Source organism: Maribellus comscasis (genome assembly GCF_009762775.1).
GTDB classification, from domain to species: Bacteria; Bacteroidota; Bacteroidia; order Bacteroidales; family Prolixibacteraceae; genus Draconibacterium; species Draconibacterium comscasis.
Window position 1 is genome coordinate 7,238,178 of sequence record NZ_CP046401.1, and the last position, 23,334, is coordinate 7,261,511.

At 40.0% G+C, this 23,334-nt stretch carries 17 protein-coding genes and 1 pseudogene; 1 reads left to right on the forward strand and 17 read right to left on the reverse strand.

Features of this window, described 5'->3' with window-relative positions; genetic code table 11:
• Positions 1–468: 468 nt before the first annotated feature.
• Positions 469–1,677 (reverse strand): ATP-binding protein, encoded by a 1,209-nt coding sequence (locus GM418_RS28945; RefSeq protein ID WP_158871535.1) that lies wholly within the window; start codon positions 1,675–1,677, stop codon positions 469–471.
• A gap of 466 nt (positions 1,678–2,143) precedes the next feature.
• On the opposite strand from GM418_RS28945, the gene GM418_RS28950 reads away from it, so the two are divergent.
• Entirely contained in the window at positions 2,144–2,323 is a 180-nt protein-coding gene (locus GM418_RS28950; RefSeq protein WP_158871537.1) for a hypothetical protein, read from the forward strand.
• A 104-nt stretch (positions 2,324–2,427) separates the two neighbouring features.
• On the opposite strand, the gene GM418_RS28955 is transcribed toward GM418_RS28950, so the two are convergent.
• From GM418_RS28955 to GM418_RS31760, 16 genes and pseudogenes are all read right to left on the reverse strand, one after another.
• The gene (locus tag GM418_RS28955; RefSeq protein ID WP_158871539.1) at positions 2,428–3,441 is read right to left on the reverse strand and encodes a family 43 glycosylhydrolase; all 1,014 of its coding nucleotides are present in this window, start codon (positions 3,439–3,441) and stop codon (positions 2,428–2,430) included.
• A 210-nt stretch (positions 3,442–3,651) separates the two neighbouring features.
• Complete coding sequence (locus GM418_RS28960) at positions 3,652–5,688, reverse strand: hypothetical protein (protein ID WP_158871541.1); 2,037 nt, start codon at positions 5,686–5,688, stop codon at positions 3,652–3,654.
• Positions 5,689–5,852: 164 nt separating this feature from the next.
• Positions 5,853–6,809: a glycoside hydrolase family protein gene (locus GM418_RS28965; protein WP_217447628.1), complete on the reverse strand. Its 957-nt coding sequence runs from the start codon at positions 6,807–6,809 to the stop codon at positions 5,853–5,855.
• Between the two features lie 12 nt (positions 6,810–6,821).
• Entirely contained in the window at positions 6,822–8,900 is a 2,079-nt protein-coding gene (locus GM418_RS28970; protein WP_158871543.1) for a beta-L-arabinofuranosidase domain-containing protein, read from the reverse strand.
• A gap of 49 nt (positions 8,901–8,949) precedes the next feature.
• Positions 8,950–10,095 (reverse strand): aldose epimerase family protein, encoded by a 1,146-nt coding sequence (locus GM418_RS28975; RefSeq protein WP_158871545.1) that lies wholly within the window; start codon positions 10,093–10,095, stop codon positions 8,950–8,952.
• 27 nt (positions 10,096–10,122) lie between these two features.
• Positions 10,123–11,196, reverse strand: coding sequence for a glycoside hydrolase family protein (locus GM418_RS28980; protein ID WP_158871547.1), 1,074 nt, complete (start codon positions 11,194–11,196; stop codon positions 10,123–10,125).
• 24 nt (positions 11,197–11,220) lie between these two features.
• Complete coding sequence (locus tag GM418_RS28985; RefSeq protein WP_158871549.1) at positions 11,221–12,705, reverse strand: sulfatase family protein; 1,485 nt, start codon at positions 12,703–12,705, stop codon at positions 11,221–11,223.
• A 75-nt stretch (positions 12,706–12,780) separates the two neighbouring features.
• A complete protein-coding gene (locus GM418_RS28990; protein ID WP_158871551.1) occupies positions 12,781–13,074 on the reverse strand; it encodes a sulfatase-like hydrolase/transferase in 294 nt (97 codons plus the stop codon).
• Between the two features lie 9 nt (positions 13,075–13,083).
• On the reverse strand, positions 13,084–14,718 hold the full coding sequence (locus GM418_RS28995; RefSeq protein WP_158871553.1) for an arylsulfatase: 1,635 nt from the start codon (positions 14,716–14,718) through the stop codon (positions 13,084–13,086).
• Between the two features lie 21 nt (positions 14,719–14,739).
• Positions 14,740–16,386: an arylsulfatase gene (locus GM418_RS29000; RefSeq protein ID WP_158871555.1), complete on the reverse strand. Its 1,647-nt coding sequence runs from the start codon at positions 16,384–16,386 to the stop codon at positions 14,740–14,742.
• A gap of 48 nt (positions 16,387–16,434) precedes the next feature.
• A complete protein-coding gene (locus tag GM418_RS29005; RefSeq protein ID WP_158871557.1) occupies positions 16,435–16,590 on the reverse strand; it encodes a hypothetical protein in 156 nt (51 codons plus the stop codon).
• 86 nt (positions 16,591–16,676) lie between these two features.
• The gene (locus GM418_RS29010; protein WP_217447629.1) at positions 16,677–17,900 is read right to left on the reverse strand and encodes a sulfatase family protein; all 1,224 of its coding nucleotides are present in this window, start codon (positions 17,898–17,900) and stop codon (positions 16,677–16,679) included.
• A complete protein-coding gene (locus tag GM418_RS31570) occupies positions 17,897–18,088 on the reverse strand; it encodes a hypothetical protein (protein WP_217447630.1) in 192 nt (63 codons plus the stop codon). Before GM418_RS31570 ends, GM418_RS29010 begins: the two co-directional genes overlap by 4 nt.
• A 24-nt stretch (positions 18,089–18,112) precedes the next feature.
• A complete protein-coding gene (locus tag GM418_RS29015; RefSeq protein ID WP_158871559.1) occupies positions 18,113–20,398 on the reverse strand; it encodes a glycoside hydrolase family 2 protein in 2,286 nt (761 codons plus the stop codon).
• A 25-nt stretch (positions 20,399–20,423) separates the two neighbouring features.
• Positions 20,424–21,878, reverse strand: a complete 1,455-nt coding sequence (locus GM418_RS29020; RefSeq protein ID WP_158871561.1) for a sulfatase family protein — start codon at positions 21,876–21,878, stop codon at positions 20,424–20,426.
• 14 nt (positions 21,879–21,892) lie between these two features.
• Positions 21,893–23,287, reverse strand: a pseudogene (locus tag GM418_RS31760) (arylsulfatase B).
• Positions 23,288–23,334 lie beyond the last annotated feature (47 nt).

The window sequence follows — 23,334 nt, forward strand, 5'->3', positions numbered from 1 at the left end:
GTCTATAATGATATGTTAAAAAATCAAAAAAGCCCACAAACACTGGCGTTTGCGGACTTTTGATATCCTTTGAATTCCCTTAAAGTCGGGGTAGCAGGATGAAACCTACCACCTGTAAATATCTTATTGTCAAATAAATATCAATAATATCACAGAAAGAACTCACCGTTTAACTCACCTGAAATTTGATTTCATTTGAATCAATTTGAAATGAGTTATATAATTTCAAATGTACAAAATCATATCATTTGATACAATAAAACTTTTAGTATTTTGAAGGTATCTTCATCCTTGGAGATTTGGTAATTCATATTTGATCTAATATCTGATATTGATTCCTATAATATTTATATTGTATTAAAAGTTGGTGGTCTCTTAATTCCCTATTATTCCCCGCATTAATAGGGAATCCAGATCGCCAATGGTATTTTTTGTCCTGCTTTATCAATTTTATTGCCGGCCAAACTCCTATTCTTTAAAAAATTCCTGTGCAGGGAGCATCTTAATAATCATGCCCTCTTTTTCAAATGTATCACTCTGGTTAAAGGTCACGATACTTCCTTCTTCTATACCAATATTCTGCATAGCTTCCAGCAGACCATTGTATTCCCTGGCAAAGTTTTCATCGTTTATGGTTAAACATACCTGTACAACTTCTTTTACTGCGTTCTTTTCCATGGCGATAAAATCACATTCGCCCCGGTTTTTGTAATAGAAAATATGTTTATACTTCCGGCGTAAATGCAAGAACACAAGATTCTCCAAGCGTCTTCCCATATTGTCACTTGTCGATATTGAGTTTTCCGTATAAATCCCTGTATCCATAACATATACTTTTTTGGGGTTACGGGCCTGTACCTTCAGGGAATGGCTAAACATGGGTATAAATTCAAACAAGTAAGCATCTTTCAGAAATGAAAAATATTCCAAAAAGGTAGCCGGAGATTTTATATCAAACATCCCAACCAACCTATTTGCCGAAACAAGGTTTCCGATATTCGTTACCAGGAATGCTGTCAACTGACGCAGAGAAACTACGTCGCGAACAGAATGCCTGACTGCTATATCCCTCATTAATATATCATCAACAAGACTATTTAAAACAACAGGTATCCCATTCCTGACATATTCAGGTATCCCCCCTGTTTTAAGATAATCCATAATAGCATTATCAGCATTATCAATTTCTTTAAACCGGATGAACTCCAAATAGGAGAATGGAAACAGCTCCATAGACAAATGCCTTCCGGTCAGGTGGGTCCCCAATTCAACGCTCAGCATGGAAGCATTGGAGCCAGTTATGAATACCTTGTAACCTTCCCGTAAAAGTTGATTGATATATTTTTCCCATTCTTCAATGATTTGTATCTCATCAAAGAAGATTACTTTTAATCCCCTCTTTTCAATTTCCCGGTGGAGACGTGTAAAGTCTCCTGTTTCAAAACCGGAAAGACGGATATCATCAAAATTCAGGTAAACAGCATCCTGGTAATCCCGTTGAAGTAATTGTAAAAGCAAAGTGCTTTTACCACAACGACGGATTCCGGTTATTATAGTGGCAAACGAATCTACTACAGGAATTTCAGAAAGAACATCGCGTATTAAACCAGGGTCCTGGTTCAAAAAGGTATCTCTCTGTGAATCTATAACTAAAGCTATTTCTTCTTGTCTGATCATATCTCCAACCTTTATATAACATATCTCTCATTGCAAATATAACATATCTTTCACTATAATGAAAGATGTCTTTTATTACAAATGAAAGAAAATAGATGGTGCTTTTAAATTATTTTCATTGGACTTTAAAAAAACGGGCAAAATAAAAGTTGAAATTGATGGAACCGAAACGGGTACTTGACATAAATTATATCACTACTATGTAAGAGGTTTTATTTTGGAAATTAAATTATGTAGCAGGATTCGAATATTGTTTTGATATCAACTGTATATCAATAGATTAGACCGCTTCTTAAAAACCAGGTCACCTTATAGTTCACATGCCTTAGAACGCATTCATTATGACGAAGTTAAAGCATTTTTCTTAAAAGCAAAAGAAAATTAAACGTTAAAATGGTATTAGTTCCGTTATCAAACCTATGAATCTAAAACCGGGATGTTTTGCCAGATAAAAGAGCAGGCCACCATGCAAAGGTTAAGCCAGCGGTTATGGGGATTATTTCTTGAGTTGGTAAAAACAATCACAGAGCTTTTTGATGAAATCGACCAAATTCAATTATTTGAAAGAATAATACAAGACCAAGAGCTATATGAAAAAATAGCAAGGTTGTTTGAGCCCGTAGAAAATATTAAAGATGCCGCATGACAATAATGGAAAACTTAAAATATTGATAAACACTAACATAACAAACATGAAGTTTGTATAACTTACTGAAATAAATAATATTGAATTTTAGTGCGAAACTTTAGTTAGTTAAACTCAGGTTTTTTCGATTCTTTCGATGGATTAGTGCCATCTACCAAAGGCCAGCCGTTTTTCCATTTAACTTCGTCGAGCATCAGCACCCTTCCATGCGGATTGTTTATGTCCACGGCATGATAAAAAATCCAGTTGTTTCTGGCATCGTCTTCTACAATTTCAGAATTATGACCTGTTCCCACAAAACGGTCGTTTTTATGAATTAAAACTTCATGTTGATTGTTCAGCATACTTTCGCCATTTTTATTTAAATAAGGGCCAAATATATTTTTGGAGCGCCCAACTACGGTTGTGTAAGTGCTGTTAATTCCCTCGCAACAGGAACCTATGGAAGCAAAAAGGTAATACCAGTTGTCTTTTTTATGAATGTAAGTTCCTTCGTAAGCGGTGCCGGCCACCTGTCGCTTTTCAGCTCCGGGTTTTATTGAAAGTCCGTCGGCCGTTAATTCAATGGCATAAATTCCGCGGAAACTACCCCAAAACAAGTAGTGCTTTCCATCTTCTTCTATGTAAAACGGATCGATGGAATTTTGTACGCCAATTTCGTTGCTGCGAAATAGTTTCCCGTGATCGGTAAACGGCCCCTCGGGAGATTTGCTGGTGGCCACACCAATTCCGCAGGTCCACTCGCCGCCCCAAACTGACATGGAATAATACAACACGTACTGACCGTTGATGTAGTTAATATCGGGGGCCCACAATCCGCCTTTGGGTTCAAAATCGGGCCGGGTTTCGTTGGTAAATGCTGTGCCGACAAATTCCCAGTTCACCAAATCTTTCGATTTATGGATGGGGGTATTGCGAATATCTTCGGTGGCATACAGGTATAAGAAGCCGTCCTTTGCTTTTATTATTGTTGGGTCGGGAAGACTTTTTGCGAGTACCGGATTGGTGTACATTCTATCATTCACTTCACGGCCATACTTTGGTTCAGATTCCTGCCCTTTGCAAGACAAAAATGCAACTAGCAAAAAAAAGCTTAAACTGTTAAAATACATTTTCATATTTCATGTTTTTTTGTTCAGTTTTAAAAAAACGGTGCAAAGTAAACAAATAAATTTTCCCCCATTTTTATCAGTAGATTTTTAAAATTACATTTTACTGTTATTTATAAATATTGAATCTTATATCGTAGCTATCATCAGATTCAATTTTCAACTATCTCTACTTTAAATTACACTCAAATAATGTGAAAAACTATTATTTGAGTGTATTTACAACTTATCTAAATCCACCGCAATTTCTAAAAACTGCGCTGCAGCATGCAAAAAATGGGCAGTAATCCAAAAAACGGTCCAGTCTTCAGAATACCCTCCTCGTAGTTTATAGACGTTATTCATTTCTCCACGCTGTGCAAAATTGGTCTGTTGGATTTGTTCTCCTTGAGAACCAAAGGGATCGATCAGTTGTCCGCAACTACGGTACATAACCACTGCCAGCTTCTTTAAATCATCATTTCTGGTATATTCAGCAAGCCTGTAAATCATGGGAGCAATCAGTACACCATAAACATCAAGATGCTGGTTCTGGGGAGAAACACCAGTCCACCCCCGTGTTTTAAAAGCATGATCGGCCAAACGTCCTGCAGGCAAAGGGATATCCCAGATAACCGTATAACTAAGAACCACATCTCCAGCATGTTTTGCATATTTCAGGTATTTATCCTTTTTAGTACACTCATAAGCTTCCATAAATCCCTGAAATGCTCCCCAGGCTCCTTCCTTGTCTTCGCAAGTTGCATCAAGTGTCCCTCCCCAATATGGTTCTTCCATATTAAAATGGCGAGCTGCGTAATAATCAGTGATTTTTAAAGCTATTTCTTTGTATTTATTATCTCCAAACAGTTCATAAGCTTCTAAAAAAGGCGAGATATAAAAAGCTTCTGCTGTATTCCGGGGCTCCCAATTTTCAGCACTCATCCTCTTTAGGTGAATATCGCATGCTTCCCTAAAAAAAAACTCCCATTTCTCAGTATTTATAAAATCGTTATTTCTCCCAACCCTTATGGCCTGGGCGATGCTGTTCATCGCTTGTCCTTCTGATACAGGATCGTTTTTACTCCATTTTTTATTCTTTGTATTATAATTCACCATAAAACCATTCTCTGTAAGCGGTGAAGTACAAATATGATCCATAGATTTTTGTACCATTTCCAAAACCTTTGGATCGTTCAATTTTTTTTGTAAAACCTGTAATGCATAAACCGGTGCCTCAGACTGGCCCGCCCAGCCAAGTACAATTTGAGGGGTAATGCCTGGCTGGTACATATTAAAACCAGCAAAGTTGTTGCTCTGCATGTACCGTGATTTGGCATACCGGTATTTCGACCGGATAATATTTTCGAAAGAAGGAAATTCCTCAAAGGCATAAGGTTTCAATATATCCATGGAAGTATAAATAGGCCTCTGAAATCCCGTCCCTTTTTCCTGGATGGTAAATCCTTCCAGGTAAAACGTTTTTTCAACCACATCGCCGGGTTCGAGTTTCATCCAGGTTTCTCCATACGGCATCTCCTTTTGCTGTAAGGCTTTGGCGACACTCGGTTTGTTGTTATATGTAATTGGCCCTGATAATAAAAGCAATTCGGAAATCTCTTCGAAGGACTGCACACCCAACGACCACCACTGGTCGTAATGGTTACCCCCATATACAGGGCTGGGTTTTGTATGCATTGCTGCCCCATAAAAATCATTGTTTTCATTCCATTCGAAACAGGCGAAGGGCATCGGATAGCGGTGTTCTTCAAACAGTGCCTTCTCGCCAGGGTTCCCATGAAAAACTGGAACCTTATTCATTCCGTTATTCTCTCCCGAAGGATTACCATAATAAATAATTCCGGGTAAGAAAGCATTTGGGAAACGGGCATTAACCTGCCATCGCACAGAGAGAGTCAGGGTATCAAGAGGAACTTCTCCAAGCCATTCAAAACGTCTAATGCATTTAATCCGATTATTTTGTTTTAAATAAGCATCTTGCAATTTTAACCGACCTTGCGGTAATTTAATCTCTCCATAAAAAACCTTCCAATCTCCTAAAATTTCATGCTTTTGTGGATTTGCATGCTTCCATGAAGTCGGCCAACCATTTTCCCATCTTGTAGCTATTGACCACAATCCTTCGTCCGGTGTAAATAAATGGCTCCTTCCATTTAGATAAATTATCGGGGTATTCCCATTTATTTTTAACTCTAACTCACCAGCATTTCCTAAAATACATTGCAGGAGAAAAACAACACATAAAATCTTTTGCATAATCAATCATTTATACATAAATACTTTTTCAAATAATTAATTCACCTTGGTTACAAATAAATAAATTCCACCGAGATTTCACCCAATACATGATTAATCCAAATCAGGCAAATAAAAATCAAAAGGCTTTTCTCTGTCACAAACTAACCAACCGCCTTCTATTTTCAATTTTGCAACCTGAATGGAAGAACGACGCAAGGAATAAGGCAATATTCCATCTTCATTGAGTTCAGCTTTAGTATGGAACTCCCTTCCCGGATGAGTGAAGTAAAATATATAGCATTATTATCAATAACAACCACATCGCCATGGGCACCGCTGGGTTTATCCTCCGTCCGCGATGAAGGTTGATTAAGGATAGGATAACTTTGTTTTTCCCAGTTTTCAAGATCGTTTGAACGATAAACTCCCATTCCAGCCCACTCATCGGTAATTAGCCAATAATATCCTTCAAATTCAAATATAATAGGCCCCTCATGCGGTTTATCGGCAATTACAGGATTTTTCCGCCATTCCCAGCTGTATAAATCATCACTTTCTGCAAGCCATGACTGACTGTTATCTTTGTACCACATTTTCCATGTGCCATCTTCTTGCTGAAAAAGTGTTCCGTCAATAACATCTTCCGACGACAATGAAAGCATTCCTTCAATCTTCCAATCCCATGCATTTTCACTGGTATAGTGTGCGATGCTTGATTTTCCTCCCCAATGATTTCTGACTCCCTTTTTGTATGTTACAAAAAGGTGATATTTCCCACTAAAATAAACAACATCAGGCGCCCAAAATGTGTTTTTCCCGTTTTCGAAATCCAGGTCGAGTTCACCCCGGTAAACCCAACTCTTACCATTATCACCTGACGATGCAATTCCAATATTGGTTCCAAAGCAATAAGCCACGTCAGCAGCATCAGCATTTGCTCTGCGTGCTGTATAAAACATCCACCATTCTTTTTCATAATTATTCCAGAAAACAACCGGATCAGCTGCCCCATCGTATACAGGATCTCTGAATAATGGAGCCGGAGCCTGTCGAATCTCTTGCGCAGTAAGTGTTAAGGTCAAAAGCACAAAAGCAAGTAATAAACTACACACTAAAAATCTATCAAATGATTTTTTCATTACGTTAATTTGTTATTCAGTTTTCAGTTGCGGGAAAGCAGAGATTCTAAGCCTAGCAGCTCCCATTGGAATCATGGTCAGATCTTCAACAGGCCCGAAAGTTTTTACCGGATAACCTGGTAACACATCCACAAGTCCATATTGGTCGATTCCCCAGGAAGGTATTTTTCTACCTTTGCCTTTTAGTTCAATTGTAGAATTTTCAGCACTAAAGGGATAATCATCATTGGGCCAGCTCTTCCGGATTATTGTAAATGAATTTGCAGGATTTTCAACATCAACAATTAACCCGTAATTCCATGAGCTTGCCGGACTGATTTCATAAGAAGGCCATTTTTCAGGGTCAGCGCCTTCCTGCCATTTTGAATCCCAGATAGCTGTTTCAGCGCTGTTCAGTTCTTTAAATTCTTCTTCGATTTTCAAAGAAAATGTGAGTGGTCCATAATCCACGGAAACACTTTTTTGATTGACTTGCCACGTCCGTATTCCCAATTCCATTGGGAGGCCTAGCACTACCTTGTCACCATCTGTCCATTCGCGTTCAATCCGAAAATATGAACCAGAAACACCATCAACATTTACCTTTGTCCCGTTAATCTGAAGAGATGGATTGGTACACCATCCCGGTATGCGTAAATAAAGCGGGAAAATTGTATTTTCAGGAGTTTTCAGCTCAAACCTAATTTCATCTTCAAACGGATACCTGGTTTCCTGAATTAATAAAACCTCTGTGCCACTTCCCACTTTTGCATGAGTTTTACATGAATTGTACATTACTGCTGCCAACCCATTATCGTTGCTGGCCATTACCAGGTTTTGCGAATAGTATGGCAGTGCATGACCATGGTTGTGCTGGCAACAACGACTGCTAAAAGGATTCATTAAAAGAAACGGGCCATTATTGGCTATTCCCGGCGAATGATTCCTGGCATCCGCTGTTACACCATTGGGACAGGTAATGTATCGCAAAGCTTTCATATCATTAGTGAAAGCAGCCGGAAAGGAATTGAATAAGACATCTTCGCAGTTATCGGCCCAGAATGGGTCGCCTGTAATTCTTGTCAATATTCCATCTGAAGTCATCTGTTCTGCAAATCCACAGGTTTCAGTCCCTTGACGTGGATCAATATATCCCATACGGGCATTTTCGTCGGAACCAAACATTCCCCCCTGAACCTGTCCGAATGTGCGACGGATTAAGTCAAAATCATTGTATGTTGCTTTTAGGTGCGCCGAGTCACCTGTTTTCATAAAATAAGTGGCTGGTTCGCGAAAACACTGCGCAATATTCACGTTATGCCAGTTGGGAAGACTTGATTGTTGCATCCAGCCAGCCGTATTGCGATGAATCTTTTCTGCCAACTCCAGAAGCCAATCTTCACCTGTGATGTTGTAAAGCCAGTAAACACTGTAAAAGTTATCTCCTCCACGACTATTTTCCCAATAACTGGATAGAAATGCCTCATCAGGAACAGTCATTTCATACCTGAAATAATTTTCCATAAAATCGATTACACGTTCATCGCCCGAATACTCATAATAATCCTGGAGAATAAACAGGACGATCATGTTTGGCCAAAAATCGAGGAAGTTCGTGCGATCGTTCCTCATTTCAGGGCCAAACCAGCCGCTTTCCTGTTGGCTTGCCAAAATGGCTTCAATCCAAACCGTTGTCTCCTCTTTCATGTTTGAATCATTGAAAATAAATGCCATGTCAGCATATCCTCTCAGCCAATAGGGAACTTCTTCCCAGCCGTGAGCACCTCCCTGTTCGAGCCAGGCATTATTGTCTTTTTCAAGCCAGGCACTAATTTCGCCAAGCTGACCGGCAAGGCCTTCCTTTTGTAATTCAAGCAACTTTAAAATCCAACCATCTGGCTTTATGCTTCCGAGAGGTAGTTTTATAAAGTGTGCCGGTTGCAAAGGCTGTCGGTTACTTAAATAATAATCATTTCGGCTCTTTAGGTCAGGATGAGAAACCACTTTCACTTCAGAAGATACCGAAGACTCGTCACATCCGGATATTATGAGGGTCAATACTAATATTAAAATCAAACCTAAAATGATAGTAAACCTTTTGAATAATTCCATTTATAAGTATTTTGCTAAGTTGAATTTCTGAACATTTTACAATTTTGAATTATTTCTCAATTCCAAACCTGTAAATAGAACTGGTAGAATACTCTTCACCTGGCTTCAGAATGATAGATGGAAAATCCGTTTGATTTGGTGAATCCGGAAAATGTTGTGTTTCCAAAGCAATAGACTCGCGGTATTTAAAGGGTTTTCCCAATTTACCGGTATCAGAACCATCAAAAAAGTTTCCACCATAGAACTGCAAGCCGGGCTCTTCGGTAAAAACATCCATTTTTATTCCCCGGGTTGGTTCAACAACAGTTGCAGCCAAAGTCATTTTGCCGGCATCTTTATTGAGCACAAAATTATGGTCGTAACCGCCACCATTTTTTAATTGCTCATTGCTTTCTTGTATATTTAAATCCTGCCCAACTGTTTTTCCTTTTCTAAAATCAAATGGCGTACCTTCAACCAGGACATTTTCGCCAAGTGGTATTAGCGTTTCATCAACCGGTGTGTAATAATCGGCATTAACGGTTAAAATATGATTGTTAATGGTGCCGCTTCCTTCGCCTCCAAGATTAAAAAAAGCATGGTTTGTTAAATTTACCGGGGTGTTCCGGTCGGTTGTGGCTTTGTATTTCATCACCACCTCGTTTTCAGGGGTAAGTTCATATTCTACCTCAACACTCAAATTCCCGGGATAACCCATTTCTCCGTCTTTTGACACATAGGTCAGCAAAATCGATGTTTCATTTACTGCTTTTACATCCCAAACCTGGTTATGAAAACCTTCGGGGCCACCGTGTAAATGATTTGGTCCGTTGTTTAAGGGCAAACTGTATTCCTTGCCATCCAATTCAAATTTCCCTTTGGCGATACGATTCCCTACCCTGCCAATTAATGCTCCGTGGTAGGCTTCGTTGGCCTTTAAATAGTCATCTATGCTTTTAAAACCAAGTACTACATCAACCATTTCACCATTTTTATCCGGTATATTTAAGCTTACTATCCGGCCACCATAATTGGTTACGGCCATATTTATATCACCATTTTTCAGAAAATAAATATCGATTTCTTTACCATTTATTGTGGTCTGAAAATCTTCACGATTCAGGTTTAATCCTGTTTGTTTTTCTTTTGAAGAAGTACATGAAATAAGTAGGCCACATAATAACACAATTGGAAAAAAGTTTTTTAATCGCTTCATAATGAGAAGATTTAGTTTTTATTAAAGTTATTTTATTGATATGTTTTTATTTCTGTTGCAGAAAAGTTTTTCGTTTTCCATTTCAAGCTCGGCCATTTGCAAAACACTTTCACGGTTTTTAAGCGGTTGCTGAAAAATACGTTTTTGCTCGGGCCCCGATTTCTTTTCCAAATCGTAGCGACGCCATGGTTCAACATGATAAAATATAAAAGTACGATCATCTTTTACAGCCACACTGCAGTGACGGGCCATTGAATTATCGAGATTTCGTCTTCCTCCTTTCTTTAAAATGGTTCCCTGAAATTTCCAGGTTTTACCATCGGTTGAGTTATAAACAAAAAAACCATTATGGGGGTCGGTAATTAGCCAATACTTGTTTTTCCATTCAAAAATATAGGGTGCTTCTTCAAAATTTGAGCCGGTTACTGCGGAATTAAATACATCGCTCTCTGAAAAACCTTGATTTTTCCAGTGGTAAAAATCTGAAGTGGTTTTGTGATACAATTCATTTTTTGAAGCGCCTCGCTTTTTTCCCTTAAACCACACGTGGTAGAGTTCTCCTTTCTTATAAACAGTGGCATCGATTGTATTTAACGTTGAATCGTGAAGCGCAGTCACTTTTTGCCAGCCGTCTACAGGATTATCAAGTGGTGTTTTGTAATGAACAATCCATCCCGGCCCACCCCACGCTCCCTGGATTGGAACAGTATCTGGTTTCCAGGTGACGAACATATGCAATGTATCATTTGCGACGTTAATTGCCGGTGCCCAGAATGTTTCCGGACTGTCTTTTTTCCCACCAATTCCATCGAATCTACAGTACCCTTCAAATTGCCAGCTTGCCAAATCTTTTGATGAAGCCACCCCAATCGGAGTGCGCAGCCAGGTATTTTCCAGCTTCGGACGTCGCGCTGTATAATAAATATACCATTGTTGCTTTTTTTCATTCCAGACTATTTCAGGATCGCACGATCCATGATAATTTGGATCTACAAACAGAGGTGCCGGTACTTGAATCTCGTTTCCTTTCTTATCGTTGCTGCAATTCAAAGACAGGAGGATGATAAACAAAATGGTTAATATTTTTGAAACACTCTTCATTGGCCAATCATAAATAGGTGTAAGTTAATTTTGAAAAATCTGGTTATTCTGTTCCTCCTCGTACCCCATCCACGATTCTTTTTTTTCAGGAACCTGTCTTTTTAATGCATTCATTTCGGTTTCAATTCCTTTATCTCCTTGTTGTTTCATCCATTTGAAAAGTTCATTCTTCAATTCGTTTTTCACTGTTTCCAAATCTTCAACATTAACCAGATTATGCATCTCAAAAGGATCGTTCTTCACATCGTACAACTCTTCTTTAGGACGAACCTGGTACTTTGTTACATATTCATGGCGTCTTTCGTTTCCGAGGGTTTTAGCCAGCCACTGTTGATAAATTCCTCCTGTTCTTGTGACAACCAGGTTGTAAAAATTTGATCCGCTATTGAGGTTGACGATGTATTTATATCGGTTGCTCCTGACAGAGCGAACCGGAAAGCAAATAGAGCCAGAAAAAATTCCACGTGTAGTTTGCAATCCAAATACGTATTCCCGGTGCGTTTGCTTCTCTCCCAGCAGAACACTAAGAAAACTTTTCCCATCAAAATCAGATTTACCATGTGAATCTGTAATTCCTGTGTTAATGCTTTCCGGATCTTTTCCAACGGCATCGAGAAGCGTTGGTAGCACATCGACGTACTGAGTCAGCGCTGAATTCCGTGTTTCAGGTTCAATTTTTTCCGGCCATTTAACAATGAAAGCAGTTTTGAGTCCCAAATCATAGCAGGTCCATTTGGCAAACGGAAAAGAGGACCCCTGTTCACTTGTAAAAATCACAATTGTGTTATCCGCTTTACCTGCTTCTTCGAGGTAATTCATACAAACTCCCAGCAAGCTATCAGTGTAGGTTATTTCAGCATAATACTTAACCAAATCTTCCCTGGTTTTTTCACTGTCAATTAAATAATCCGGTACTTCAATTTCATCTTTGTTATACTGATTGACCGGCCCCCGATTCCACGGAGTATGTGGCTGATTGGAAGATACAACCAGGAAAAACGGATTATCCTGTTGAAGTAAAGGTTTGATACGTTCCAGGTGAATATCAACTCCGTTCCCATCGTCATGATGCCGACCTCCGAGAAATTCAAAAGGAAATGACCGGAATGGTTCGTGATGTACCTTTCCAATGAGAGCTACCCGGTAGTCGAGGTTATTAAAATAGTGCACCAGGCTTTTCACACCTGAATACACCATGCTGTGATTAGGATAAGCTCCGTTTCGAACCGGATAAAGTCCGCTGTACAACATCATGCGGGTGGGTGCACACATTGCAGTTGTGTTGTGCATATTATCGAAGCACATGCCCTCTTCCGCTAATTTAGAAATTTGAGGAGTAATAACATCCGGATTTCCGTAAGAACCGCAATCCCGCCAAGTCATATCATCGGCGTGGAACAGCAGAATATTGGGTAGTTTCTCATGTTGATTTTGGGCAAATCCAATAAATGCGATTAAAATCAAAAAGAGGGAAAAAATCGCTTCAAATATTATTTTTTTGGGCCACATACATAAATATTTAAAGTTTTGGAAAAACATGAATCCGTTTAAACTCCTTCTCCAGATGTCCTGAAGTTCCGCCTGTTATTCTTGTTTCATAATTACATATTCAAATCTGAATGAAACCCATTCGGCATACGAACCATTGTCACTCATATTAGGTTGTTTTCCAATTTCCCTTCTAAACCGTGTAAGACTTACTCCGTTTGCAGCAAGACCGTCAATATTCGGAGTTTGTATTTTACCCCGGTAACATCCCAAATCGGAATAGCCAAGGTCATCGGCAAGAATTATAAGAATATTGGGCTTTTCATTTGACGCAGAATACCCTGTCAAAAGAATAAATATAACTACCAAAAATAACTTGTCTATCTTCATTTTGTAGTGTTAATTCTGGTCAGTATAAATTCGTTTATAATATCTCTTCCACACCGCTTCCATTTCCTTCACTTTTTCAGGATACTGACTAGCCAGATTTTCTGTTTCAGTTCGGTTCTCAGCCAGGTTGAACAACTCCCAATTGTAATCGCGCAGGGTGGCAATTTTCCAGTCTCCAATGCGCAGTGCTTTGCCGCCTTCGTGTTCCCAGAATAAGGTATCGTGAGTGGCTGAAACTTCACCCCGTAACAATGGCATAATGCTTTTTCCTTCAACCGGCGAGGTATCCAGTCCATTTACCAACTCCGGATAATCAGTCTCCGCCAGTTCCAAACAAGTAGGAAGAATATCGATTACATGTCCTACGCCCCGGTTAATTTCATTCTTTTTGTTATTTAAACCTGCAGGCCAGTGGACGATAAACGGCGTACAATTCCCGCCTTCAAACGATTCCTTTTTCCAGTAACGAAAAGGAGCGTTAATTGCACCTGCCCATGAAACACCAAGATATCCCCATGTTTTTTCAGGGCCAGGACGTTCAAAATCGTCGTATACAATTTCTTCTCCTTCGCGGGTGTGACCGGGCCGGTCGAAACCAGGCTGGTATCCGCGTTCGGGCGAAGCTCCGTTATCTGCCAAAAACAAAATAACGGTATTCTCAAATTCGCCGGTTTCTTTCAATTTCTGAATCAACCTTCCGACTCCATGGTCCAACCGGTCAACCATTGCAGCGTGGGCTTCCATGTGACGGGCTTCCCAACCTTTACGTTCGCAATCAGACCAACTATTTCCGGATTCGTTGCGTGCATTCGGCGCAACTTCCGGATTGTTGATAATCCCTTTGTCAATCAAGCCCTGATAGCGGGTTTCGCGCAGTTTTTCCCAACCTTCATCGTACACGCCTTTGTATTTTTCAATATCCTCGGGTAATGCATGAAGCGGCCAGTGAGGGGCAGTGTGCGCCACATACAGGAAAAAAGGATCGTCGTCTTTACTGAACTCATCCACCATTTCGATGGATTTATCAGTAATAAAATCAGTCATGTAAAAATCATCCGAGACATCTTTTATCTCCTCTTCATTGTGTACAAGACTAAACGGATCGAAAAAATTTACAACGCCCCAGATTACGCCCCAGTGTTCATCAAATCCACGGTTGCTAGGATAAGATTCTACCGGAGCAAACACACTACTGTCGAGGCGGTGCGAAAGCCAAAGCAACTGGTCATCTTTGTCTTCCAAGGCTTTTGTTCGCGACAAATGCCATTTCCCGGCCATGCCGGTGTGGTAACCATTTTTCTTCAACACTTCGGCAATGGTAGCTGCATTTCGCGATAAAGTCTGGCCGTTTCGTGCGAGTCCAACCTGGTGGGGATATTTCCCGGTTAACAGCGACGCCCGTGTAGGACAACACCTGGCGGCGTTGTAAAACTGGGTAAACCGCACACCATTTTCTGCCAAACCATCGAGGTTGGGTGTGTGAATTTCGCCACCATAACAGCCAATGTCGGAATATCCCAAATCATCGGCCATGATGATTAAAATATTTGGGTTTTTATTTTCATCATCTGATAGTTTCTCTGAAACGCAGCTAAGAAGCAGTACGCTATAAACTACCGGTAACAAATAAATTATTCTTTTCATAGTAATTCGGTTATGTCCAACTTAATTTCTTTCTTCTTTATATAATTTAGTGATTTCCTGCCACGGTAAAATATTGTTTTTCTCCGCCCACCCTGCATACATTTCACTCATTTCTTCTACTTTTTCAGGAAATTGGTCTGCCAAATCCTTCATTTCTGTCCTGTCGGTTTTCATATCGTAAAGTTCCCAGTTTGTTTCCTGATTTTCGTTCCACTTTGAGACCAATTTATATTTTCCGAGCCGCACTGCTTTGTTACCTTCATGTTCCCAAAAAATGGGTTCTGTATGAATGCGCTTGTTTTTTCCTTTAAATAACGGAATCAAACTCTTGCCTGAAGCAGGAACAATTTCGTTCCCGGCGTATTCTTCCGGATAGGTTGCTCCAGACACGTCTGCAAATGTGGCCATTATATCAGGCAAAAAACCATATTCTGAAATTATTACCCCATTATTTTCAGAAGGGATTACTTCAGGCCAGTGCACAATGAATGGCGTACCAATTCCTCCTTCGTGCACCCAGTGTTTGTATTCGCGATACGGTGCATTCGATGCATTGGCCCAGGCCCGGCCATACGACAGAAAATATCCCTCCTTGGTCTCCAGCTGCTCAGCAGGACCGCCTCCCAATTCACCTCCTTCGCCACAAGCCCCGTTGTCATTTAAAAAAATGATTAGTGTATTGTTCATGATTCCCTCATCTTTCAGAAAATCAGTTAATTTACCGATATTCTGATCCATCCGGTCAATCATTGCAGAATAAATAGCGCGTCGCAAATCCATTTCCTTTTTCTTCTCATCGGACAAAGAATCCCATTCCCGTGAATCTTGTTCTGTTAACTCCCAGTCATCAGCAATCAGTCCCATTTCTTTCATCCGGGCAAAACGCTCTTCCCTGAGTTTACCCCAGCCCTCCATGTATTTACCTTTGTATTTTTCCACTACCTCCTGTGGCGCTTGCAAAGGCCAGTGTGGCGCAGTATATGCCAGGTACAGAAAAAAAGGCTTTTCACTTTTATCCTGTTTGGCTTCCTCAATAAAACGGATGGCGTAATCCGTAAAAGCGTCGGTGGTGTAATAATAAGGGTCGGTTACTGAAATCGTATCGTTCATGTAGGTGATCCCTCTAGGATACTCCGGCTTGAAAAAGTTGCTGGCTCCCGGTACAAGGCCATAAAACTTGTCGAATCCACGCTGGAGCGGCCACTTTGATTTATCGGAAATTCCAAGGTGCCACTTCCCTGTCATCAGAGTTGTATAACCAGCTTCTTTAAGTACTTCGGCTAGGGTGACACAATTTTTATTGAGAAAACCCCGGTACTGAGGTATTTCCAAATCATGTTGTGTAAAATTTGTTGGCGTGTTGGTCATGTGCCCAATTCCTGTTTGATGCGGATAGCAACCTGTTATTAAACTGGCACGTGTTGGGCAGCAACGCGCACCATTGTAAAATTGCGTAAAACGCAACCCGTTACTTGCCAGTTCATCGAGGTTGGGAGTTTCAACTTCACCACCATAACAACCTAAATCCGAGTATCCCATATCATTGGATAGAATTAGTATGATATTGGGTTTCTTTGGTTCCTCTTTACTCGTTGTCGGTTGTTCGTTGTTAGAACAACCAGTTGCAATAACTACTAAAATTACCGCAATGATTTTGATTCGATCCATTTTTCTTTTTTTTATAAAAGTTTAACCAGTTTATTTTCCAACCTGATTTTACTGAACTCCAAGAATTACTGAGTGAATCACTATGAATTTTTCAACCCGAAATTTAAACACTTCGCGATCGTCTGTTTTTACCTCGCCCTCGCCCATTACACCTGAAAGTGATAATTCAATACAAAATGGAAATAAAGTTAATTGAAGTTTCATTGTTTTATTATTTTCAAATATATCAGCGATAAAAAGTTTTAGGCTGGAATAAGAATCATCAAACCAAGATTATCATTCACTCATACTTACTTTTTCTGTCTTTTAAAATGATTTCCTTTTCTTGCATTATTCAGTTCTTCAAATGAATCAATTTCTGCTCCCGGATCGCCTTGCTGTTTCATCCATTTATCGAGTACATATATAAGCTGTTTTTTAATTGATTTCATTTGTGTATCCCCTGCCAAATTTGACAACTCATTTGGATCAATTGCAGTATTGTATAACTCTTCTCCTGGACGCTTCATATAACGGGTTACCAAATCAAGTGTCTTTTCATTATTTGTTGATTCAAAAACCCATGAAGGCCAGTATTTATTAAGTGGCATACGGGCCATCAAATGTTTTTCAATGTAAAGTTCTTCTGGTTTCAGGTTTCGGATATAGTGATATTCTCCATCAGTTACTGAACGAATTGGATAAGGTGGTCCTTCAGGTACGTTGTTGTGCATAAAATAGGCAAATTCACGGTGTGTAACTTTATCCCCTTTCAATACTTCAAGAAAACTCGAACCGTCAAAATCGATTTCAACTTTTTCGCCAAGTGCGTCAACTAAAGTGGGCAGCACGTCGGCATACTGAATGAGTGCATCGTTTCTTACTCCTGATTTTACTGTTCCCGGCCACCGGACGATAAATCCGGTGTGAACACCCATATCCCAATTGGTCCATTTGCAAAATGGAAGTTGTGCTCCCTGCTCCGAGGTAAAAATAACAATTGTATTATCGGCGATTCCTTCGTCCTCAAGGAGTTTGAGCGTTGCTCCAACTTGCTGGTCGAGTACTTCAATTTCGGCCAGGTATTTGGCGAATTCTTCCCTGGTTTCTTTGGTGTCGGCCAAATAAGGCGGAAGATCTAATTCTTCTGGTTTAAAATGCGAAGGATCACCTACTGTCCATGGAATGTGTGGAACAACCAAGGCTGTAACCAAACAAAACGGCTGGGTTCTGTTTTTCACAATAAACTCCCGTAACCTCTCAGCATCGTATTTTGCTGTTTCAGAAACACAGTTTCGTTCAACGCCATCAACCATCTCAAAAGGGTATACCTCCCTTGGATCGGCATGTACTTTTCCTGCAATTCCGGTGCGATAGCCCAAGTCACCCAAATAGTGGACTATACTTTTCATACCGGTCCGGGCGATTGAATGATTCCAGCAAACGCCACTTCGTACGGGTTGCATTCCGGTGTACAATTCAGCCCGGCAGGGCACGCACATCGACATGGTTACATATGCTTTGTTAAACGTCATTCCTGAGCTGCCAGCTTATCAATATACGGCGTTTTTACATTTGTACCCCCGTAAAGTGGTAAATCGCTGTGCGTGCAATCATCGGCTATGATAATTAAGATATTTGGATTTGAAGAATTGTAATTATTGGTTGCTAATAAAGAAAAGGAAAAAAATATCAAAAAGATGAATACAGCGGAATGTTTCATTGCTAAATCTTTTAAAATGGATTATTAATAATGGAAAACAGCTACATCTATCAGGTCAAGCTCTGAATTTCCAATCGTTTTAATACTAATATTATTCTCTCCTGCTTTCAAATAACTTAGTTCATCATCGAAAAAGGGGAAAAGCTGAATTCCCGGTTCACCCCATCGGGCATTCATCCTGGTTTTTCTAAAAAATTCTCCATTTATTTTTATCTCACAATCAGTAAAACCTTTTACCGCAACAGTCATTTTTTCAGGAATTTCAGAAATATTGAAACTCTTTTCAATTTCAACCGGGAATTCCATCACTGAATTCACCGGAATAAATTCATTCTTCTCACCCACAGGAAGCTGTATGTTTTTCTTTGTACCGGTTTTCCAACCGGATGCAAAATCCACCACAGAAGTTAAAGTTGGCGGAGAATACAGGCCTGTATTAATTTTCCGCATCGTCTCCTTTTCAATCTTGGAAACTTTCCTGTCATAAGTCAGGTAACCATTTAGTTCGTGTTCCACATCGGTAATCTGGGTATAAACCATAGCATCGCAACCGCTTCCTGAATTCAGGCAACGAATGGTTTCAATAAATTTACCATAAGCTTCTTGAAGTACTTCAGCTGATCCATAAGTATGTCTTCCGGATTCCTCCTTAAAACTATAGTTATCAGCAGGAATATAATTCTCATGTCTGTCCTGTTCAGGTTTATTCTTTTCGGAATACCACGTATGGCCAGGAATTGCCAGGTTTATACCGGCGGCTTCCCCGATGACAAGGGCTCGCTGTCCGTTCATTTTAAAATCTGCTGCATTGTTCCTGGGGTAAAACGTATAATCATGTACATCCATAACATCTCCCACCGGATAGTCATCCCAGCCGCTGGCACAATTAATAATACGTGTTGAATCATAATTGTCAATCCAGTTGGTATAAAACTCCGTATTATGTTGACTCCATCCTTCATTAAACACCACCCACATTACAATAGATGGATGATTGTAAAGCCAATCAACCATCGCTTTAAACTCAGTATACCATTGACTGGCAGCCGCTGCATCAACAGTTTGACCGTATTTAGGCATACAAATCATGTCTTGCCAAACCAGTAAACCAAGCCGATCAGCATGATAATACCAGCGTGCCGGATGGGTTTTAATGTGCACCCTTACCATATTACATCCAATATCTTTCAAATACTGTAAATCAAACTTTATGGCTTCTTCACCAGGTGGGGTCAAAACGCCATCGGGCCAATACCCCTGGTCAAGCGGGCCGTACTGAAACAATGGTTCATCATTCATGTGAATTCGCTGATACCCATCGGCTGCCCTCTTTACTTCCACCTTTCGCATCCCAAAATAGCTTTTTACTTCGTCCACAGTTTCTTTCTCCTTTTTTAGGAACAGTTTCAAATCATACAAAACCGGATTGGAAGGTGTCCATGCTTCAAAATTGTTCATCGGCACATCTACAACATTACCGGCATCACCAGCATTTTCTGCAACTAATTGTCCGTTTTTCCATACCTGCACCAGCAAAGTTCCTTCTTCTCCTCTGGTCTTAACATTTACCCGAACAGCCGATGCATCATAATCAGGAATGATTTTTATGTTCTCAATAGAATTTTCAGCCACAGGCTCCAGCCAAACAGTCTGCCATATTCCGCCGGTAGGTTGATAGCGAAAACCCTGTCTGTTCTCAGGCATAATCTGTTTACCAATAGCCTGGCTTTGATTTTCGGTGGCATCCCAAACACAAACATGAAGATTATTTTTCCCTTTCTTAAGATGTGGTGTAATATCAAATGAAAACGGGTCGTACCCTCCCCTGTGCTGACCAATTTTCTCACCGTTTATGTACACACTTGTTTCCCAATCGCTCGCAGAAAAATGCAACAATACATTTTTTCTCTCCCAGCTGGAAGGAATATTAAAAGTTCTTTGATACCATAAAACTTCGTTGTGCCGCAGTATTCGTCCAACACCTGACAATGGTGCATCAATGGCAAAAGGTACCAGAATTTTGCCAGCCCAATCCGACGGTAATTCTCCGGTAGTCCAGCTGGGGGCTTTTGTAAGCCCCTGAACGGGCTCAAAATCGATCGATTTGACCGTGTAATCCCACAATCCATTTAAGTTCATCCATTCATCTCTCTCCATCTGTGGGCGTGGATATTCAGGAAATGGCATTTCGGTATCTACTGACTGAGCAAAAGGCGTAACCATAGGAGATGGTGCCATCTCGTATTTTGATTTTTCATTACAACCACATAACGAAAAGAAAAGAACGCCTACAAAAATTATTTTTTTCATCGTTGATTTGATTTAAGTTTTCAGACTATTCTCCTTTGTTATCCGACACATCTACCGGCATTGAGCGGCGCCATGCCAGAATTTGAGCTACCATTTCCCCGGCAAGTTCGGTGTTTTGAGCAGCCAAATTCAATTTTTCTCCTGGATCTTTTTCAAGGTTAAAAAGCATTATATCTGTTGAGTCAGCATTTATAAGCAGTTTCCAGTTTCCTTGCCTGATTGCAAGATTTGGTGAAATATTCTTTTTATTACCTGGCAGAATAGAACCTCCCGGATTACTTGCATATTCCCACATAATTGCCGGAACATCTTCCATTTCTGTTCCCCCAAAAGCCTGGCTTTTGTCTGTTCCATCTATGTCTTCAGGTATTTCAATTCCCAGTAATGAACAGAGAGATGGGAAAATATCAATTGCTGAAACAATTGTTTTTTCATCAACTTTATCCGCTGGAAAATGACCTTTCCAATAAACGAAAAAAGGTTCACGAATGCCGCCTTCGAAAAGGCTCCATTTACGCCCTGACAACCCTCCGGTGAATCCGGGTGCATAAAGCTTTCCTGTGTAGTCTTCAGGATATCTTTCTGAATTATAATAGTAAGGCCAATCTGTAGGGCCATTATCACTGGCAAATATGATAATGGTATTTTCCAATTTTCCAATTTTGTCCAGTTCACTTACCAAACGGCCTATTTGATTATCCAATTCTTCAAGCACAGCAAAAAACTTTTGCTCATAAGGATTTTCAGTGGCCGATCTCCATTTCTCAACGCTACTTAATTCAGGCAAATGTGGGTCATGAACATCATTCGGACATAAATTAATATAGAATGGTTGCTCTTTGCAATTCCTCACAAAGGTAAGGGCACTATCGATATAAATGGAAGTGGAAGCGTGTTTTGGAGCCCACACAATTTCACCGTTTCCCAATTTCTCACTCTGATTGCTTAATCCATGATTAGGGAATAACAAGCGGTCACCAATTCCTTCAAAAGCTACAAATGACTTATCAAAACCATAATCGGTTGGATACGGAACGTCACCCAGGTCACGGCCTCCTCCCATATGCCACTTCCCAAAATGACCGGTTGCGTAGCCATTGTTGCTCAGCGTTCGAGCAATTGTCATGACAGAAGGATCAAGAAAATCGGCCATCGCACGATTTCTGTTTTGAGTTGAGCTAGCAATATAGGAATGTATTTTATGTCTCATTGGATAAGTACCCGTATTTAATGCAACCCGGGATGGTGAACAAATGGGTGAATTAACATAGAAATTGGTAAATCGAACTCCCTGACTTGCGAGAGCATCCATGTTTGGAGTTTTTACTGCAACATTTCCATAGCAACTTAAATCGCCGTACCCCATATCGTCAATAAAAATGATTACGACGTTAGGGGGCTTCCTGGCCTCGTTTTTATCACAACTAAGGATTGTCACAAGAACAGTGAATATTAGAAATAAGCGAATGAAATTTTTCATTTTATTCATATTTATTATTCTTCCATTTTCCAATTTTTAGGAGGTCTCCAGTCTGCTGGCTGGTAAATGTATTCTCCTTTCTCGATAGTTTTAAATTTCGCCAAACAGTTTCTCATCTCGCTGTAAACCACCGGGTACTTATCCACTACATTTTTAGATTCAAGTGGATCAATATTAATTTGAAACAATTGGTCATTTATCAACTTCCATTTATCGGAAATAAGTGCTTCATTACCTAAGAATAAATGCCTATTGGGTAAAAGATTCCCTTCGAATGAAGATTCAACATTGATGCCATCAAAAACATTTTTTTCAATTTTTCCATTTGTTATCTGTACCATAGTCGGAAAGATATCGATGTATGAAATCACCTGGTCAACATTCTTCACATCAGTTCTATAATTCGGTTTTACAATGGAAACCGTTCGTACTCCACCTTCCCATACCTGATGTTTTTGTCCGCGTAAAGGAGTATTATCGCCACCAAAACGGTAAACTCCGCCATTATCACTCAAAAACCAGATAAAGGTATTTTCATATAGATTATTTTCTTGTAAATAACTTATGATGTTTCCAATTTGCTGATCCATTGCACTCACCATTGCAGAAAACGTTTGTCGGAGGGTGTTTCCTCGTCCCCTCCGGCCATATATATCAGATTCACGTTCACCCATGCGCTGTCCGCCAATGGGATAATCTTCAATTTGAATATCTGGATCATATCCATATTTGAGCAAATCCACTTCTTTGGCCTGCATGGGAGAATGTGGAGCATTAAAAGCAATGTACGCGAAAAAAGGGCCTTCATTATGTTTTTCGTCAATATATCATCTTACAACATCTTCACCGATTAAATCAGTAGAGTAACCTTCTTCAAAAACAGGATCGAAATTTCTATGCCAATCAAGTTCAGCATCACGCTTTCGTGTGAAATAATCAATAGCACCGTTGTAATGGCCGTAAAAGTATGTAAACCCCTGATTTAACGGATGGTATTTCAAATGGGAATGCCCCAGATGCCATTTACCGAATGCGGCACGGTTTTTATATCCTTTTTGTCCCAGGTATTCAGCCAAGGTAGTTTCTTCGGGAGGTAAGCCGTTTAATACTGTTGGAGCACACACACCATTCCGCATTTCAAAACGGTCGGGGTACTTTCCTGTTAGTAATCCGGCACGAGTAGGCGTACAAACAGGACAAGTATAAAAACGATTGAGTTGAATTCCATTGTCAGCCAGTTTGTCAATTTCAGGAGTTTGAATATCACTTCCATGATAGCCAACATCGTTCCAACCCAAATCGTCGGCAAGTATTATAATAATATTTGGTTCCTTTATATCGTCTAAAGCAGCTAAAGTGCATAAACAAAAACCGACAACTAAAATCAGAACTAAAAAAATCCCTCTCATTTTTTCAAAAATTTGTAGCCATCAATAATGTGCCTCTCTTAAAATGT

What these genes read in the sequence shown, in the direction of transcription:
- GM418_RS29005 (WP_158871557.1), bottom strand. Translation starts at nt 16,590, where the DNA reads ATGAAACTTCAATTAACTTTATTTCCATTTTGTATTGAATTATCACTT.
- GM418_RS28975 (WP_158871545.1), bottom strand. Translation starts at nt 10,095, where the DNA reads ATGAAGCGATTAAAAAACTTTTTTCCAATTGTGTTATTATGTGGCCTA.
- GM418_RS28980 (WP_158871547.1), bottom strand. Translation starts at nt 11,196, where the DNA reads ATGAAGAGTGTTTCAAAAATATTAACCATTTTGTTTATCATCCTCCTG.
- GM418_RS29015 (WP_158871559.1), bottom strand. Translation starts at nt 20,398, where the DNA reads ATGAAAAAAATAATTTTTGTAGGCGTTCTTTTCTTTTCGTTATGTGGT.
- GM418_RS28950 (WP_158871537.1), top strand. Translation starts at nt 2,144, where the DNA reads ATGCAAAGGTTAAGCCAGCGGTTATGGGGATTATTTCTTGAGTTGGTA.
- GM418_RS28990 (WP_158871551.1), bottom strand. Translation starts at nt 13,074, where the DNA reads ATGAAGATAGACAAGTTATTTTTGGTAGTTATATTTATTCTTTTGACA.
- GM418_RS28955 (WP_158871539.1), bottom strand. Translation starts at nt 3,441, where the DNA reads ATGAAAATGTATTTTAACAGTTTAAGCTTTTTTTTGCTAGTTGCATTT.
- GM418_RS31570 (WP_217447630.1), bottom strand. Translation starts at nt 18,088, where the DNA reads ATGAAACATTCCGCTGTATTCATCTTTTTGATATTTTTTTCCTTTTCT.
- GM418_RS28960 (WP_158871541.1), bottom strand. Translation starts at nt 5,688, where the DNA reads ATGCAAAAGATTTTATGTGTTGTTTTTCTCCTGCAATGTATTTTAGGA.
- GM418_RS29010 (WP_217447629.1), bottom strand. Translation starts at nt 17,900, where the DNA reads ATGACGTTTAACAAAGCATATGTAACCATGTCGATGTGCGTGCCCTGC.
- GM418_RS28970 (WP_158871543.1), bottom strand. Translation starts at nt 8,900, where the DNA reads ATGGAATTATTCAAAAGGTTTACTATCATTTTAGGTTTGATTTTAATA.
- GM418_RS28965 (WP_217447628.1), bottom strand. Translation starts at nt 6,809, where the DNA reads ATGAAAAAATCATTTGATAGATTTTTAGTGTGTAGTTTATTACTTGCT.
- GM418_RS29000 (WP_158871555.1), bottom strand. Translation starts at nt 16,386, where the DNA reads ATGGATCGAATCAAAATCATTGCGGTAATTTTAGTAGTTATTGCAACT.
- GM418_RS28985 (WP_158871549.1), bottom strand. Translation starts at nt 12,705, where the DNA reads ATGTGGCCCAAAAAAATAATATTTGAAGCGATTTTTTCCCTCTTTTTG.
- GM418_RS28995 (WP_158871553.1), bottom strand. Translation starts at nt 14,718, where the DNA reads ATGAAAAGAATAATTTATTTGTTACCGGTAGTTTATAGCGTACTGCTT.
- GM418_RS29020 (WP_158871561.1), bottom strand. Translation starts at nt 21,878, where the DNA reads ATGAAAAATTTCATTCGCTTATTTCTAATATTCACTGTTCTTGTGACA.
- GM418_RS28945 (WP_158871535.1), bottom strand. Translation starts at nt 1,677, where the DNA reads ATGATCAGACAAGAAGAAATAGCTTTAGTTATAGATTCACAGAGAGAT.